This window comes from Actinocrinis sp., from assembly GCF_035650855.1.
Taxonomy (GTDB): Bacteria; Actinomycetota; Actinomycetes; order Streptomycetales; family Catenulisporaceae; genus Actinocrinis.
Map to the genome: position 1 here is coordinate 1 of NZ_DASRGV010000059.1, position 14,508 is coordinate 14,508.

Sequence of the window (14,508 nt, forward strand, 5' to 3'; positions counted from 1 at the left end):
TTCTCGGTCAAGGTCCCGGTCTTGTCGGTGCAGATGACCGTGGTCGAGCCGAGCGTCTCCACCGCGGACAGCCGCTTGACCACCGCGCCGCGCCTGGCCAGGTCGCGCACGCCCACGGCGAGCGCCAGCGTGATCGTGGGCAGCAGGCCTTCTGGGACGTTCGCCACCAGCAGGCCGATCGCGAAGCTGACCGCGGCGCTGAGCGAAAGGCCGGCGAGCAGGCCCAACGGTAGGAACGCGACCGCGGCCCCGAGGCCGACCGCCGCGATCAACCAAGCGACGCGCTTGACCTGGCGTTCGAGCGGGCTCTCGTCGTGCTTGACCCGCTGGCTCAGCGCCGCCACCCGCCCGAGCTCGGTGGCCATACCGGTGGCGGTCACCACGGCCCGCGCCTGGCCCGCGGTGCACACGGTGCCGCTGAACACCAGGTCCCGGCTGTAAAGCAACGGCCCGTCAGCGTCCTGCAGATCGGCCGCCCGGTATACGGGCACGGACTCCCCGGTCAGCGCCGACAGGTCCACTTCGAGGTTGCCGGAGCAGAGCCTGGCGTCGGCGCTCACTCGCTCGCCCTCGTCCAGCAGCACCAGGTCCCCGGGGACCAACTGGTCGGCAGGGACTTCCAGCTGCCGGCCGTCGCGCACCACCCGTGCCTGCTCGGGCAGGAACGCGGCCAGCGCCTCGACCGCGCGCTCGGCCTGCATCTCCTGCACGAACGCGAAGATCGCGTTGAGCACGATCACCGCGCCAATCGCCGCCGCGAGATTCGGCGTGCCGGTGACCGCCGCCAGCACGGCGGCCAGGGCGAGCAGCAGCGCGAGCGGGTGGGTGAACTGCCGCGCCAGCTCGCCAGGCCAGCGCCGTCCGCCGCGCCGGATCAGGCTGTTCGGGCCGTAGGCGATCAGCCGGCGCGCCGCCTCGCGCTCCGACAGGCCGTCGGGAGAGCTGCCCAGATCCGCGAACAGGGCGCCGAGCGGTTCGCGCGGGTCGGCGGCGACTTGCTGGACCGCCTGACCTGCGTGTGCGGGATGACGGGGTCTCAGGGTCGGCTGCGCCATCGGCTCGACTCCGTTCGGACGTGTCCGCCGCGCGTTATTCAGACCCAGGCTTGACCCGGCAGGGCCGTCTCCCCAGGGTCACCGGGCCCGCGTCCGGGGGGACCTGTGGCCCTGACCGCGGCGCCCCGGCCGCCGGAGAGTCGAATCAGGCAGTGCTATCGGGCGCGGCCGGTCAGGCGCGGCCGGTCTGAGCGTGCGCCGGAAAGGCCGGCGCACCGACGCGCCGCGTCGTGCGGATCCAGGAGGCGATCGCCATGTTGCACACCAGGAAGTGGCAAGCGGAGGTGTTCCTGTTCGAACAGGACGGCCAGACTCGGGCCGACGTGGTGCTCAGCACAGGGGAGAACACGCTGCACGGCAACGGCACGGCCCGTTGCCACCCGGGCGAGGGCGACGTCCCGGAGATCGGCGACGAGCTCGCGGTCGGCCGGGCGCTGATCGACCTCGGCCGCAAGCTGATCGGCACCGCCGCGGAGGACCTCGAGGGCGTCGGAGTCCACCCGACCGGGCTGCAGAGCTGACCATCGGCCCGGAGCCGCCCCGGCACAGACCCACCCGCGAGCAGCCTGAAACGGAAGGTGAAAACCAATGACGGCCGTGCGGATCGGCGTCATGAAGGAAAGCGCACCCGGCGAGCGGCGGGTCGCCGCCGTACCCGAGACGATCGCACGGCTGCGCGCGTGCGGCGCCGAGGTCCTCGTCGAGCGCGGCGCCGGCGCCGAATCGAAAGCACCGGACGACGCGTTCGCCGAAGCGGGCGCGGCCATCGTCGGCGCAGCAGAACTGGACGCCGGCGCGGATCTCCTGCTGTGCGTGCGCGCGCCGCTCGCCGACCGCGCGGCCGGATTCCGCGAAGGCCAGGCGATCCTGGGGCTGCTCGACCCGCTCGGCGACAAAACCCTGATCGAGTCCTGCGTCCGCGCGGGCGTCACGGTGGCCAGCCTGAACCTGCTGCCGCGCACCCTCAGCCGGGCGCAGGGGATGGACGCGCTGACCTCCCAGGCCAACATCGCCGGATACCGCGCCGTCCTGCTCGCCGCGGCCACCTACGAACGCTTCTTCCCGATGCTCACCACCGCGGCCGGAACCGCGCAGCCGGCCCGCGTGCTCGTGCTCGGCGCGGGCGTCGCCGGCCTGTCCGCTCTCGGCACCGTCCGGCGGCTCGGCGCGATCGCCACCGGATACGACATCCGGCCCGAAGCCGCCGACGAGGTGCGCTCCACCGGCGCGCGGTTCCTCGACCTCGGCGCCGCGGTCACCGACGGCGGCGCGGCAGGCGGCTACGCCCGGGCGCTGTCCCTCGACGAGCGCGCCGCGCAGCAGGCCGCCCTTCAAGCACGCGTCGCCGAGTTCGACGTCGTCATCACCACCGCGCAGGTGCCGGGGCGCCGGCCTCCGGTCCTGGTCACCCGGGACGCGCTCAAGGCGCTGCGGCCCGGCTCCGTCGTGGTCGACCTGGCCGCCGGGCCGCTCGGCGGCAACGTCGAGGGCTGCGAAGCAGGGCAGACCCTCATCGTAGAGAACGGGGTCACCCTGATCGGCGCGGCAGACCTGCCCTGTTCGATGGCCGCCGCGGCGTCCGCCGCCTACGCGCGCAACATCGCCGCCACCGCCGCGCTGTTCGTCCACGACGGCGCCCTGACGGTCGACCTCGCCGACGAGATCCAGAACGCCATCGTGATCGGACACCGCGGCGCGTTCACCCGCCCGGACGCGGACGGCGCCGCCGCGCTCGCCGGCGCCGCGCCGCAAACCCTGCGCCAGCCCATCGAAACCGGAGGCCCCGCATGAGCGCCGACCTGCTGTCCGATCTGACCGTCTTCGTCCTGAGCCTGCTGGTCGGCTTCGAGGTCATCAGCAAGGTGCCGGCCACGCTGCACACCCCGCTGATGTCCGGCGCCAACTCCATCCACGGCATCGTCGTGGTCGGCGCGATGCTGATCGCGGCGAGCGTGCACGGGCCGCTCGGATACGTGCTGGCCTTCTTCGCCATGGCCTTCGCCGGCATGAACGTAGCCGGCGGATACCTCGTCACCGACCGGATGCTGCAGATGTTCCGCACCCGGCCGGCCGCCGCCGACGGCAAGCGCACTGCGATACGCGGCGACGGGAGTGGTCCCCGGTGAGCGTCTTCGACACCGTCGTCCGGCTGATCTACCTCACCGCGGCCGTCGGCTTCGTGCTCGGCCTGCACATGATGAACTCCCCGGCCACGGCCCGGCGCGGCAACCAGGTCTCCGCCGCGGGCATGCTGGTCGCCGTGGTGACCACCGTCGTGGTGATCGTGCACGACAAGACCATCACCGGCGCGGGCTGGGCCGTGCTCGTCGCCGGAGCCGTCTGCGGCGCGGGCGCCGGGCTCTACAGCGCCCGCACCGTGCGGATGACCGCGATGCCGCAGCTGGTCAGCATCTTCAACGCGGTCGGCGGCGGCGCCGCGGCGCTGCTGGCCATCGACGACCTGGTGCGCTCCGCACACGTCATCCCGCGAGTCGCGGTGACCGGCGCGCTGGACATCGTCATCGGCGGCGTCACCTTCACCGGTTCGCTGATCGCGGCCGGGAAGCTGCAGGGCCTGATCCCGGGTCGGCCGCTGGTCTTCCCGGGCTCCCGCTTGGCCAACCCGCTGCTCGCGGCGGTGTTCGCCGGCACTGCGGTATGGCTGATCGCGCAGCCCAAGAGCACCGCGGCGCTGATCCTGATGACGGTGGCCGCCCTCGGCTTCGGCGTGACCATGGTCCTGCCGATCGGCGGCGCCGACATGCCGGTGGTGATCTCCCTGCTCAACGCCTTCACCGGCACCGCCGTCGCGATGGCCGGCTTCGTGCTGGAGAACACCATGCTGATCACCGCGGGAGCGCTGGTCGGCGCCTCCGGCAGCATTCTGACCAAGCTGATGGCCGACGCGATGAACCGCTCCATCGGCAACATCGTGGCCGGCGGCTTCGGCACCGGCGACTGCGCGGCCCCGGTCACCGCGGGCATGGGCTCCGTGCGCGAGGTGAGCGCCGACGACGTCGCGATCCAGCTGGCCTACGCGAGCAAGGTGATCTTCGTGCCCGGATACGGCCTGGCCGCGGCGCAGGCGCAGCATGAGGCGGCCGAGCTCGGCGAGCTGCTCGAGCGGCACGGCGTCGAGGTGGACTACGCGATCCACCCGGTGGCCGGCCGGATGCCCGGTCATATGAACGTCCTGCTGGCTGAGGCCAACGTGCCCTATCCGCAGCTCAAGGAGATGGAAGAGGCCAACACCGAGTTCCCCCGCGCCGACGTCGTGCTCGTGGTGGGCGCGAACGACGTGACGAACCCGGCCGCGCGCCGCCCCGGCAACGCGGTCTCCGGCATGCCGATCCTCGACGTCGACAAGGCCAAGAGCGTGGTGGTCATCAAGCGGTCGATGGGCCACGGCTACGCGGGCATCGACAACGAGCTGTATACGGACCCGAAGACCGGAATGCTGTTCAGCGACGCCAAGAAGGCCCTTGCGGGGCTCGCCGCGGCCGTCAAGACGCTGGTCGGCTCCTGACCCGGCACGAAAGCTGCACACTGCACGAAAGCCGCGCCGCGAGCGGCCAGGTTTCGGCTAGCCGGCCGACCCGCGGCGCAGCGCTACGGCAAGCTCGGCGCGCCCTGCCACGCCGAGCTTGCCGTAGATGCGGCCGAGGTGGTTTTCGACGGTCCGCTCAGAGAGCCGCAGCTGATCGGCGATCTGACGGTTGCTCAGGCCGTCCGCGGCGCACCCGGCGATCTGCCGTTCACGCGAGGTCAGGGCACGCAGCGGGCCGAGCCGGCTGAGCAGCGGCGTGCGTGCGTCGCACTCGGCAGCCAGCGCCAACGCGCGTGAAGCCGTCCGCGCGTCGCGAGCGGTCCCGCCACCTGGTCTTTCTCCGGCAGCCAGAGTGGCGGCCGCATACGCCTCGGCCGCGTAGAGCGTGAATCCGAGCGCGTGCAGTGCGTCAGCCGCCTCGCGTAGCGCGGCCGGCTTGCCGTTGGCGTCGATCAGCCGGCATATGCACGCGCCCAACGGCCAGTCGGCCGGGAGCGTGACCCGGTCCAGCAGTCGAGCCGCCGCCTCAGGAAAGCCGAGCCGGAACAGATCGAGCGCGCCCAAAACGGCCGGCGCGACCATGCCCTCGTCGATCCAGGTGCGAGCCGCCTGCTCCAGCTGCTTGCCGGATTTCTCGGCGTTCCCGCGGGCGCAGTCGTGCCAGGACCAGGCGCGGACCACTTCGGTGCCCAGCGCGCGCAACTGCGGCGGCACCGGCATGGACGAGATCGCCTCGGCCAGCCGCCGCGCCTGCACTCGATCACCGCGCTGCGCCACCGCCGACAGACCGGTGGCCAGGCACCAGAGGCGGCCGTTGGGGTCGTGCGGTGCGTTCTCGAACAGGCGCGCGGCTTCGGCGGCCTGAGCCGTGGCCGCTGGCAGGTTCCCGGCACCCAGGCACACGCTGGCCAGCCCCGCGCGAGCCCAGGCCTGGCCGACGAGGTCGCCGCGGTCGAGTGCGTCTTCGAGCGCGGCCCGCACGCGGGCGAGGGCCGCCTGCGGATCCCCGCAGTCGCTCATTGCGCGGGCCGCGAAGGCGACGAGGGACGGCGCGGCGGCCCCCGCGTCGTCATGCTGCCGGCGTTCGGCGATGGTCAGGTCGAAGGCCCGCAGCCCGGCACGGAAGTCGCCCAGGATCGGGTACGCCATCGCGGCGCCGGCTGCGGCGAAGGCGCGCACTTCCGGCCATGGCGCGTCGAGCAGTGGTTCCAGTTCGCCGACCGCGGCGTCGAAGCTGCCGGAGACGGCGAGCAGCAGGCCGTGGTGTGCCGCGAGTTGCGCTGCCGGCTGCGCCTGCGCGACTGTGCGGGCCGCGGCCTCGAGGATCGCGAGGCCCTGATCGAGCCGTCCGGTGATCCAGCTGATCCAGGACGCGTGCGCGGCCGCCAGCGCCGCCCGGTCCAGATCGGAGGACGCCAGCTCGCCGAGCGAGGTCAGCAAGACGTGCGCGGCCTCGAATCGGCCCGCGTCGACCATGGCCTCGTACAGCAGCAGGCCGTTGCCCACGTCACGGCGATACTCGAACGCCGCCGCGGCAAGACGCTCGCGCAGCCCCGCGTCGGTGCGCACAGTGGCCGCATGCCTGGCCGCGGCCGCCATCTTCTCCGGATCGGGCGCCCCGCCTCCGTCCAATCGCCATACCGCCCAGCGCAGCAGGTCCTCGCCCCGCCGCAGGCCCGTGGCTTCCAGCGCATCAGCCAACTGCCGCGCATAACCCAGCCTCGCCGAAACCGGGGTCGAGCGGGCGATCAGCTCGCGATAAAGCGGGTGGCATACACGCGTCGGCAGCCGTCGGTCGTCGCGCTCGACCTCGATCAGGCCCCGCCGCTCTAAGTCCTCGACGACCGGCGGCTCGACCAGGCCGAGCAGCAGCCGCAATCCCACCTCCGGAGCAAGGGCCGCAAGTTCGAGGGCTGCGCGTTGCGGACCGCTCAGCCCGGCCAGGCGCCCTTCCACCAGCTGCGCGAGACCGCTTGAGCTCCCGGCGATCCGCTCAAGCCGCCAGAACCCGTCCTCGGCGCGCCGCAACGTGCCGGCCGCCGCCGCGTCCAACAACAGCTCCCTGATGAACAGCGGATTGCCCGCGCTGAGCCGGTGAATCTCGCGCGTCGTCCCGGGGGAGACCTCGCCGCCAAGCGCGCCGGCCAGCAGGTCGGTCACCTCGTGCTCCCCGAGTGGAACCAGGTCGACGCGGCTGAGTAGCCCTGCCGCGAGCAGCGCCCGGAACGCGTCCGGAAGGTGAGCTCCGGTGCGCACAGTGGCGAGCAGGCGAGCCCGGCCCGCAGTCAACCACTGCTCGACGACGAGCGCCGAGACGTCGTCGAGCAGATTCGCATCATCGAGGACGAGCAGCCGCGGCGATTCAGTGCTCGGCGAGACTTTCTGCGCAACCTGTCGTACCAGCCGTGATTTTCCGACTCCCGCCGGGCCGCAGACGACCGCCCCCTTCACCGGGCCGCCGCCGACCAGAACGCGTTCCAGGGCGGCCAGCTCCGCGGCGCGCCCGACGAACGGCCACTGACCAGCCAGAGCCAAGCCCGCTGCGCCGTCGACCGGACGCGTCACAGAGGGCCTCATACCGGCGCAGCGTACCGGTCCGCCGCGTGTGAGTGGCCGCGCTCGCAGCGTTGAGTACTCGCCACTCTCGACGCCGGCGCGCGCCTGACCCATCCTCGGATCCGAACTCTGACACGAAGGGACCAAACGCCATGCGTCGACCAGCGCGTTCCGCCCGTTGGATGGTCAGTGGCGCAGCCGCGCTCTCGATCATTCTGTCCGCACAGGGGTCCAGCGCGGCCGTACGCGCCGACGCCGTCAGTCCCGCGCCCGACAACGGATTCGCGGCCACCGGCCCGTGGAACGCCCCGCTGCCGGCCAACGTGCCGCTGGCGCCGAACTCGCAGGCGATCGTCGACAACCTCATGCAGGACAAGCAGAACAACGGCGGCCTGTGGGCGATCAACACCGACACCTACTCCGCGCCGCTCTACTACGTGGGCCCCGACACGCCGCGCACGCAGTGGACGTACTCCGACTGCCAGAACCTGCCGCAGCTCGCCCCGGTGATCGCCGACTCGCTCGCCTCCGTGCCCACCCCGCCCGGCCTGCTCGTTTCGCAGGGAACTGACGCCTCCGTCGCGATCTACCAGCCCTCCACCGACACCTACTGGGACTTCTGGCGCGCCCAGCAGGACGCGAACGGGCACTGGTCAGCCTGCTGGGGCGGCAAGATCGAGCACTACAGCACCAACCCCGGCATCTTCACCAACCCGCTCGGCGCCTCCGCCTCCGGCCTGCCGTTCGGGGCGTACCTGATCCGCGCCGACGAGCTGCGGCGCGGGCACATCGACCACGCCATCAACCTCGAGACCGTGCGCACCCAGGCGAACTGCTTCTCCTGGCCGGCCACCCGCGACGACGGCAACACCCCGGGGGCGGACATCCCCTGCGAGGGCCAGCGGTTCCGCCTCGACCCGACATTCAACGTCAACACGCTGATCGATCCGGCCGCGCGCACCATCGCCCGCGCCATGCAGCAATACGGACTGGTGCTCACCGACACCGCCGGCGCCCTGGTCACCCAGGCCGAGGACCCGCGCCCGCTGGAGCCCGGCAGCGGCGGCGTCGACCCGTACAACCAGCTGTTCGACCCGACCGGCACCGGGATCATCCCGGAAAGCCTCTCGCGCTACCTCGTGCTGGTCGGCATCCCGCTCAATCGGCTCCAGGCCCTCCCGCTCAACTACGGCGAGCCCGGGCACTGACCCGGCACCGGTCGAACGCCAGGACCGCACGCGACGCGGCCTGCGGCGCGCCGCCCGCAAATCGGTGGACGCCGCCACGGCCACCGGAGATCATGCCGGATGTGCGTCAGGATGAGATCTGGGACCAGGATGCCGCCGAGCGCTATGACACCGAGGACGAGGGCATGTTCGCGCCCGAGGTCCTCGGGCCGACCGTAGAACGTCTCGCGCAGCTCGCCGAGGGCGGCCGCGCGCTGGAGTTCGCGATCGGAACCGGACGCGTGGCCGTACCGCTGTCCCGGCGGGGCGTGCCGGTCGCCGGCATCGAACTGTCCGAGCCGATGATCGGCCGGCTGCGGACGAAGGCCGACGAGTCGACGATCCCGGTCGTCGTCGGCGACATGGCGACCACGCGGGCGCCCGGCAGCTTCCAGCTGGTGTACCTGGTCTACAACACGATCTCCAACCTGCTCACCCAGGCCGAGCAGATCGAGTGCTTCCGCAACGCCGCACGGCATCTGCGGCCCGGCGGCCGGTTCGTGATCGAACTCTGGGTGCCCGAACTGCCGCCGCGCCCGCCGGCCGCGCAGGTCGTGGTCTACCACGACGAGCCCGGCTACCTGGGCATGGACACCTTCGACGTGGTCAACCAGCAGATCGTCTCGCATCACTTCCGCTTCGACGAGAGCAAGCAGGCCCGGCTCACCCGCAGCCCGCACCGCTACATCTGGCCCGCCGAACTGGATCTCATGGCGCGGATCGCCGGATTCGAACTCGAATCGAGGCACGGCGACTGGAGCGGAGGCGACTTCACCGCCTCCTCGTCCTCGCACATCTCGGTCTACCGGCTGCCGGAGGACTAGAAGTCCGCTCCGTTCGGCACCGATGACTCGGCCGCGCTCGGCACGTCACATTAGGTATGGACCAAGTGTTGGCGGAGGCGCGCGCGGGAGACGAGACCGCGTTCGCGCGTGTGATCGAGCCACTGCGGCGTGAGCTGCAGATCCACTGCTACCGCATGCTCGGCTCGATCGAAGACGCCGAGGACACGGTGCAGGAGACCTTTCTGCGGGCGTGGACTCGGCTCGACTCCTACGCCGAGCGCGCGTCGTTTCGGGCGTGGGTGTACGGCATCGCGACCCACGCGTGCCTGGACGCGTTACGGCGAAGGAAGGCCCGGTCCTGGCCCACCGATCTGGCCGGGCCAGCCGACCCGCGCCACTACGAGCTGGCCGGGCTCGACCTGCCGTGGCTGCAACCGTATCCGGACCGGCTGCTCGACGCGCCCGCCGCGGCCCGCGACGAGCCGGAGGCCCTGGTCACCGCGAAGGAGACGATCGAGCTCGCCTTCCTCGCCGCGATCCAGCGGCTGCCGGCGCGCCAGCGCGCCGTCCTGGTCCTGCGCGACACGCTGGACTGGTCGGTCAAGGACACCGCCGCCGCGCTGGACCTGAGCCAGGCGGCCGTCAACAGCGCCCTGCAACGGGCCCACGCGACGCTGGCCACGCACCTGCCGCGACGCCGCGCCGAATGGCGCGCGAACCCGACCGCCGCAGAGCGCAAGGCGCTGGACCGCCTCATCGCGGCCTGGGAAGACGGCGACGTCACGGCGCTGGTCGGGCTGTTGCGCGACGACGCCAGGCTGATCATGCCGCCGGGCGCCACCTGGTTCGCGGGACGCCGGGACATCGGTGCGTTCATCGCAGAGCACGTATTCGGAGAGATGGGCACCGGCTGGTTGCTGCGACCCACGGCGGCCAACCGCCAACCGGCCTTCGCCCTGTACTGGCGGCGGCCGGGCGACGACGCGTACCGCGCGTTCGCCATCGGCGTGCTCCGGGTCGACGGGGACGCCATCGCCGAGATCGCGCTTTTCGCGCAGCCCGAACTCTTCGACGCGTTCGCTCTGGCCCCCTCGCTGAACTGCGCCGCGTGATGCCGGGCGACCGGGTCCGGCGGTGGACGGTGCGGATCGATCCCGGCGCCGCCGCGGACTACACCGCCGCGGACTGGGCCGACGCGCTCGTGGTCGTCGAGCGCGGCGAATTGGAAGTCGAATGCCGCAGCGGACAGCGCGCCAGGTTCGCCGCCGGCGCGGTCCTGACCCTCGTCGGACTGCCCGTGCGGCGGCTGTACAACCCATGCTCCGAGCCGCTGGTTCTCACCCTGGCGGCGCGCTCTGTGCCGACCGATGACTGTTCGCGTCGGCGCGCGTCACACGAGTGACCCCATCGAATCCAACGGATAGGACACGCTGTGACAAGCCTTGCGAACACCACTTCCACCCGCACGACGCTCGTCGTCGGCGCCAGCAGCGGACTCGGCCGCGGCATCGCCGTCGCCTTCGCAGAGGCAGGCGCGCCCGTCATCGCCGTGGCACGCACCGCCTCAGCGCTTACCGAACTCGCCGCGACGACCAGCGGTATCACACTGGAGGTAGCCGATGCGTCTGACGCCGTGACGCCCGGCATTCTGATCGGCCGTCACCGACCGGACAACGTGATCGTGGTGGCCGGTGCCAGGCCTCCGATCGGGCCGCTGCACGAACTGACCTGGGAGACGTTCTCGGTCAACTGGAATGCCGATGTCCGCATCGCGTTCCACTGGCTGCGCGAGGCGCTGCTCAAGCCACTGTCGCCCGGCAGCCGCGTCATCGTGGTCAGCAGCGGCGCCGCGCTGAACGGCTCGCCGCTCAGCGGCGGATACGCGGGAGCGAAGGCCACCCAGCGCTTCATCACCGGATACGCCCAAGACGAAGCCCGGCGCGCCGAGCTGGGGATCGCGTTCACCGCGGTATTGCCCCAGCTCACGCCCGCGACCGAGCTGGGCCGTGCCGCGGTGAGCGCCTACGCGGAACGCGCCGAACAGCCCGTCGCGGACTACCTTCGGCAGATCGGCGATCCGTTGACGCCGCAGACCGCAGGCAAAGCCCTGCTGGAACTCACCCAGGCGGACGCCGACCGCCTCGCCCCCGCCTACCGGCTCAGCGGCGCCGGCCTGCACGAGCTGCGCTGACAGCGCGCGAAGCCGCGTGAAAGCGGCGTGAAACAGCGGTGAATCCCCCAGCGCGCACTCTCTACCTGCGCGGCGCACCGGCCGCGTCCACGGAGGGAGCGCGATGTCACCCACAACTTCCAGCCCGGCTATCACGGCGAGCGGGCTGCGCAAATCCTTCGGCGACAAGGTCGTGCTCGACAGGGTCGACCTGAGCGTCGCCGAGGGAACGGTCTTCAGCCTGCTCGGCCCGAACGGGGCCGGCAAGACCACCACCGTGCACATCCTGTCCACGCTGATGCGGGCGGACGGCGGCGAGGCGCGGGTCATGGGGCGCGACCCGGCCCGCGACCCCGACGCCGTGCGCGCGGTGATCGGCGTCACCGGCCAGTTCTCCGCGGTGGACGGCCTGCTCACCGGCCGCGAGAACCTGCAGCTGATGGCCGACCTGCACCACCTGCCGCGCGCGGAAGGCCGCCGCCGCGCCGCCGAACTGCTCGGCGAGTTCGAGCTGGCCGACGCGGCCGACAAGCGGGCGGCGACCTACTCCGGCGGCATGCGCCGCCGGCTCGACCTGGCGATGACGCTGGTCGGCGACCCGCGGGTGATCTTCCTCGACGAGCCGACCACCGGCCTGGACCCGCGCAGCCGCCGCACCATGTGGCAGATCGTGCGCAGCCTGGTCGGCCGCGGCGTCACCATCTTCCTGACCACCCAGTACCTCGACGAGGCCGACGAGCTGGCCGACCGGATCGCCGTGCTGGACCAGGGCCGCATCGTGGCCACCGGAACCCCGGCCGAGCTCAAGCGCCGCGTCCCGGGCGGCCACGTCCGGCTCCAGTTCGCCGACGACGCCGGCCTGACGGCGGCCGAACGCCTCCTCGACGGCGCCGCGCGCGGCGACGGCCTGTCGCTGAACGTGCCCGGCGACGCCGGGATCCACGCGCTGCGCGCCCTGCTCACCCGGCTCGACGACGCAGGGATCGAGGCCGAAGCGCTGTCCGTGCACACCCCGGACCTCGACGACGTCTTCTTCGCCCTGACCGGCCGCCCGTCCACTGACACTGGGTCCACTGACACTGCGTCCACCGAAGGCGTGCCCGGCGCCAGCGCACAAACCACTGACACCGCTTTCGACCAGAAGGAGTCCGTCCGATGAGTACCCTTGCTTTCGCCGCGCGCGACTCCGCGACCATGCTGCGGCGCAATCTGCGGTACACCGTGCGCTATCCCGTGACGATCATCGTGTCCCTGGCGGTGCCCGCCCTGCTGTTGCTGCTGTTCGTCGGGGTCTTCGGCGGAGCGCTCGGCGCCGGCCTCGGCGCGACGCCCCCCGGCGGCAAGTACATCGACTACGTCGTCCCCGGCATCCTGCTGATGTCCATCGGCTACGGGGCCTCGTCCACGACGCTGGCCGTGAACCGGGACATGACCGAGGGAATCATCAGCCGCTTCCGCACCATGGCTATCTCCCGCAGCTCGGTGCTGACCGGACACGTCGTCGCGGCCCTGATCCGCACGATCCTGAGCGCCGTGCTGCTGGTGGGAGTCGCCCTGCTGATGGGCTACCGCTCCAGCGCCGACGCCGGCCGGTGGCTCGCGGCGGCGGGCCTGATCGCCCTGCTCACCCTCGCCCTTAGCTGGCTCGCGGTCGCGATCGGCCTGGCCGCCCCGAACGCCGAGGGCACCAGCGGCTTCACGCTCATCGTGCAGCTGCTGCCGTTCGTGAGCAGCGCCTTCGTCCCGACCGGCACCATGTCGGGCCCGGTGCGCTGGTTCGCGCACAACCAGCCGTTCACCCCGGTGATCGACACCCTGCGCGGGCTGCTGACCGGCACGCCGATCGGACACAGCGCAATGATCGCGGTCGCCTGGTGCGTCGGGCTCGCCGTGCTCGGATACGTCTGGGCCGGGGCGCTGTTCACGAAGGGCGCGACTCGGTGAACTGATCACGCGCCCGTACGGCCGCGGACGCTGCGGCCCGCAGCGAGTCAGCGTCGAAGCCGGCGTATTCCGAGACCGCCTCGGCATACGCCGGCGCGTCCGCTTGCTCGCCCAGACGGCGAATCTGGGCGGCGGAGATCGTCGACGGGACGCGGAAACACTCGGCCAGCGCGATCATGCGCGCGCCCGACCTCGTCGCGCGCGCGTCGCCGGTCCGCCGGCCGCGGTCAACGTCCAGCAGGGCGAGGGCCAGCAGCTGCGTTCCGCACAGCGGGAAGTCCGAGTAGGACATCGCCGAGCCGTCGACGGTGTCCAGGACCAGTTTCGCGGCGGCCCGCGGCAGGCGCCCGGCCAGCTGCCCGATCAGCGCGAGCCGGCCCTCCTGCGCGTGGGCGATCACGGTCATCGCCTCGACGTCGAGTATCCAGGTGTGCGTGTGGAACAGCTCACCCGCGCGGGCTTGGACGCGAGGGTCGTGCAGCGCGTCGACGGCCTGACGCCACAAGCGCAGCCCGGCCTCGACCTCGCCGCGGGCCCGGGCGATCTGGGCCCGAGCCACCAGGCCGAACATCGGCAGCCCGGCGCCCTCCTCCCCGTCCTCGCGCAGGGTCAGATCAAGCCACTGCTCCGCCTCGTCCACGGCGTTGCGCTGCAAGTTCACCAGCACCATCGCGCTGCGGATCCGGGACGCGCTCGATCCGGTCCGGAACGCGTTGAGCTGCGGGAGCTCGTCCAGGATCGAGAGCGTCGCGGCGAAATGCTCATGCGCCTCGTCGCCAAGGCCCAACTCCATGCACAGCTCGCCGATCCGGCTGTGCGTCACGACCCGGAACCAGGGGAACTGCTTGTTGTGGCCTTCGAACGCCGTGAGCGTGCGCCGTGCCGCTTTCAGCGCGCGCTCGGGATCGTTGACGCTCTGCCACACGAAGCTGGCCACGGTGTTCGCCATCGCGCTGAGCAGCGGCTCGTCGCTGTCGCAGAGCAGGCTCAGCGTCGAGAGCTGCTCGTCGCGCGCCTCAGCGAGAGCCGTGAGCACCCGCGCGGTCGCCTGCGCGGGCGTGTCGGGCGGAGCCGAGGGCAGCCGCCGCAGGCTCACCAGGGCGCGCGCGGCGGCCGGATGCTGAAGGATCAGGGCGCTGACGGCAGCCAGCACCACGGCGGTCCTGGCGACCTCGACGAAGGCCGGTTCGAGCCGCAGGTGCGACAGCAGCCCCGCACTCTGCCC

13 protein-coding genes and 1 pseudogene are annotated in these 14,508 nt (G+C 71.9%); 11 read left to right on the forward strand and 3 right to left on the reverse strand.

Translation table 11 applies throughout. From position 1 onward, the window contains the following. On the reverse strand, positions 1 to 1,055 hold a 1,055-nt coding region (locus VFB40_RS04710; protein ID WP_324848035.1), incomplete at its 3' end, for a P-type ATPase actuator domain-containing protein. A gap of 254 nt (positions 1,056 to 1,309) precedes the next feature. Between VFB40_RS04710 and VFB40_RS04715 the strand changes: the two genes are divergently transcribed. From VFB40_RS04715 to VFB40_RS04730, 4 genes are all read left to right on the forward strand, one after another. Continuing rightward, positions 1,310 to 1,576 carry a DUF1876 domain-containing protein gene (locus VFB40_RS04715; protein WP_324848036.1) on the forward strand — a complete coding sequence of 89 codons (267 nt, stop codon included), beginning with the start codon at positions 1,310 to 1,312 and terminating at the stop codon, positions 1,574 to 1,576. Positions 1,577 to 1,643: 67 nt separating this feature from the next. Beyond that, positions 1,644 to 2,846: a Rossmann-fold NAD(P)-binding domain-containing protein gene (locus tag VFB40_RS04720; protein WP_324848037.1), complete on the forward strand. Its 1,203-nt coding sequence runs from the start codon at positions 1,644 to 1,646 to the stop codon at positions 2,844 to 2,846. Beyond that, positions 2,843 to 3,181: an NAD(P) transhydrogenase subunit alpha part 2 gene (locus VFB40_RS04725; protein ID WP_324848038.1), complete on the forward strand. Its 339-nt coding sequence runs from the start codon at positions 2,843 to 2,845 to the stop codon at positions 3,179 to 3,181. Before VFB40_RS04720 ends, VFB40_RS04725 begins: the two co-directional genes overlap by 4 nt. Further along, the gene (locus VFB40_RS04730) at positions 3,178 to 4,581 is read left to right on the forward strand and encodes an NAD(P)(+) transhydrogenase (Re/Si-specific) subunit beta (protein WP_324848039.1); all 1,404 of its coding nucleotides are present in this window, start codon (positions 3,178 to 3,180) and stop codon (positions 4,579 to 4,581) included. Before VFB40_RS04725 ends, VFB40_RS04730 begins: the two co-directional genes overlap by 4 nt. Positions 4,582 to 4,638: 57 nt before the next feature. Here VFB40_RS04730 and VFB40_RS04735 read toward each other — a convergent pair whose 3' ends face one another. Further along, positions 4,639 to 7,179, reverse strand: coding sequence for a helix-turn-helix transcriptional regulator (locus tag VFB40_RS04735; RefSeq protein ID WP_324848040.1), 2,541 nt, complete (start codon positions 7,177 to 7,179; stop codon positions 4,639 to 4,641). 161 nt (positions 7,180 to 7,340) lie between these two features. Here VFB40_RS04735 and VFB40_RS04740 point away from each other — a divergent pair, with 161 nt between their 5' ends. The 7 genes from VFB40_RS04740 (at position 7,341) to VFB40_RS04770 (ending at position 13,283) form a co-directional block, all read left to right on the forward strand. Further along, a complete protein-coding gene (locus VFB40_RS04740; protein ID WP_324848041.1) occupies positions 7,341 to 8,366 on the forward strand; it encodes a hypothetical protein in 1,026 nt (341 codons plus the stop codon). A 101-nt stretch (positions 8,367 to 8,467) separates the two neighbouring features. After that, entirely contained in the window at positions 8,468 to 9,208 is a 741-nt protein-coding gene (locus tag VFB40_RS04745; protein ID WP_324848042.1) for a class I SAM-dependent methyltransferase, read from the forward strand. 56 nt (positions 9,209 to 9,264) lie between these two features. Continuing rightward, complete coding sequence (locus VFB40_RS04750; RefSeq protein WP_324848043.1) at positions 9,265 to 10,281, forward strand: RNA polymerase subunit sigma-70; 1,017 nt, start codon at positions 9,265 to 9,267, stop codon at positions 10,279 to 10,281. Further along, on the forward strand, positions 10,278 to 10,571 hold the full coding sequence (locus VFB40_RS04755) for a hypothetical protein (protein WP_324848044.1): 294 nt from the start codon (positions 10,278 to 10,280) through the stop codon (positions 10,569 to 10,571). Before VFB40_RS04750 ends, VFB40_RS04755 begins: the two co-directional genes overlap by 4 nt. A gap of 30 nt (positions 10,572 to 10,601) precedes the next feature. After that, positions 10,602 to 11,360, forward strand: coding sequence for an SDR family NAD(P)-dependent oxidoreductase (locus tag VFB40_RS04760; RefSeq protein WP_324848045.1), 759 nt, complete (start codon positions 10,602 to 10,604; stop codon positions 11,358 to 11,360). A gap of 103 nt (positions 11,361 to 11,463) precedes the next feature. Beyond that, positions 11,464 to 12,498: an efflux ABC transporter ATPase subunit, DrrA-related gene (locus tag VFB40_RS04765; protein ID WP_324848046.1), complete on the forward strand. Its 1,035-nt coding sequence runs from the start codon at positions 11,464 to 11,466 to the stop codon at positions 12,496 to 12,498. Then, on the forward strand, positions 12,495 to 13,283 hold the full coding sequence (locus VFB40_RS04770) for an ABC transporter permease (protein ID WP_324848047.1): 789 nt from the start codon (positions 12,495 to 12,497) through the stop codon (positions 13,281 to 13,283). Before VFB40_RS04765 ends, VFB40_RS04770 begins: the two co-directional genes overlap by 4 nt. Here the strand turns inward: VFB40_RS04770 and VFB40_RS04775 are convergent. Further along, a pseudogene (locus VFB40_RS04775) lies at positions 13,261 to 14,508 on the reverse strand (AfsR/SARP family transcriptional regulator); the annotation flags it as partial. The gene VFB40_RS04770 and the pseudogene VFB40_RS04775 sit on opposite strands and share 23 nt — an antisense overlap.

Excerpts from the sequence above, each read along its gene's own strand:
- VFB40_RS04725 (WP_324848038.1), top strand. The coding sequence starts at position 2,843 with ATGAGCGCCGACCTGCTGTCCGATCTGACCGTCTTCGTCCTGAGCCTG.
- VFB40_RS04765 (WP_324848046.1), top strand. The coding sequence starts at position 11,464 with ATGTCACCCACAACTTCCAGCCCGGCTATCACGGCGAGCGGGCTGCGC.
- VFB40_RS04720 (WP_324848037.1), top strand. The coding sequence starts at position 1,644 with ATGACGGCCGTGCGGATCGGCGTCATGAAGGAAAGCGCACCCGGCGAG.
- VFB40_RS04750 (WP_324848043.1), top strand. The coding sequence starts at position 9,265 with ATGGACCAAGTGTTGGCGGAGGCGCGCGCGGGAGACGAGACCGCGTTC.
- VFB40_RS04735 (WP_324848040.1), bottom strand. The coding sequence starts at position 7,179 with ATGAGGCCCTCTGTGACGCGTCCGGTCGACGGCGCAGCGGGCTTGGCT.
- VFB40_RS04740 (WP_324848041.1), top strand. The coding sequence starts at position 7,341 with ATGGTCAGTGGCGCAGCCGCGCTCTCGATCATTCTGTCCGCACAGGGG.
- VFB40_RS04715 (WP_324848036.1), top strand. The coding sequence starts at position 1,310 with ATGTTGCACACCAGGAAGTGGCAAGCGGAGGTGTTCCTGTTCGAACAG.
- VFB40_RS04770 (WP_324848047.1), top strand. The coding sequence starts at position 12,495 with ATGAGTACCCTTGCTTTCGCCGCGCGCGACTCCGCGACCATGCTGCGG.